Raw genomic sequence first — 1,090 nt, forward strand, 5'->3', positions numbered from 1 at the left:
GAACAGGCCATACTGACACAGGCCATTCGCAGTGAGCTGAAAACACAGGGCGTGCTCGGACACCCGGAGGTAACCATGACCGCCCTGTCACCGGTCTGGCTGGACAGCCGGAGCCGTTATCTGCGGGATATGTACCGCCCGGGAATGGTGATGGAGCAGTGGAACCCGGAGACACGCAGTCATGACCGCTATGTTATCGACCGGGTGACGGCGCAGAGTCACAGCCTGACCCTGCGGGATGTGCAGGGCGAAACGCAGGTGGTGCGTATTTCCTCCCTGGACAGCAGCTGGTCGCTGTTCCGGCCGGAAAAAATGCCGGTGGCAGACGGCGAGCGACTGAGGGTGACCGGGAAAATTCCCGGACTCCGAGTCTCCGGCGGTGACCGCCTGCAGGTGGCATCCGTCAGTGAAGATGTGATGACGGTTGTTGTGCCGGGGCGGGCTGAACCGGCCTCCCTGCCTGTGAGCGATTCACCGTTCACGGCACTGAAGCTGGAGAATGGCTGGGTGGAAACGCCCGGGCATTCCGTCAGCGACAGTGCGAAGGTTTTTGCCTCCGTCACACAGATGGCAATGGACAAGGCCACCCTGAACGGTCTGGCCCGCAGCGGTCGTGATGTCCGGCTGTATTCCTCACTGGATGAAACCCGTACTGCGGAAAAACTTGCCCGCCATCCGTCCTTTACGGTGGTTTCTGAGCAGATAAAGGCGCGGGCCGGTGAGACATCGCTGGAAACGGCTATCAGTCATCAGAAGTCCGCACTTAACACGCCGGCACAGCAGGCCATTCATCTTGCCCTTCCGGTGGTGGAAAGTAAAAACCTGGCCTTCAGCCATGTGGACCTGCTGACAGAGGCAAAGTCGTTTGCTGCAGAAGGAACCAGTTTTGCTGACCTGGGGCGGGAAATCGATGCGCAGATAAAACGGGGCGATTTACTGCATGTGGATGTGGCAAAAGGTTATGGCACAGACCTGCTGGTTTCCCGTGCGTCGTATGAGGCTGAAAAAAGCATTCTTCGCCATATTCTCGAAGGTAAGGAGGCGGTCACGCCGCTGATGGAGAGAGTACCTGGCGAACTCATGGAGAAAC

General features: G+C 58.6%; 1 pseudogene. It reads left to right on the forward strand.

What is annotated here, in order from left to right:
- Positions 1 to 1,090: pseudogene (locus K0778_RS26275) on the forward strand (conjugative transfer relaxase/helicase TraI); the annotation flags it as partial.

It is taken from the genome of Escherichia sp. XD33 (assembly GCF_019375075.1).
GTDB classification, from domain to species: Bacteria; Pseudomonadota; Gammaproteobacteria; order Enterobacterales; family Enterobacteriaceae; genus Enterobacter; species Enterobacter flexneri_A.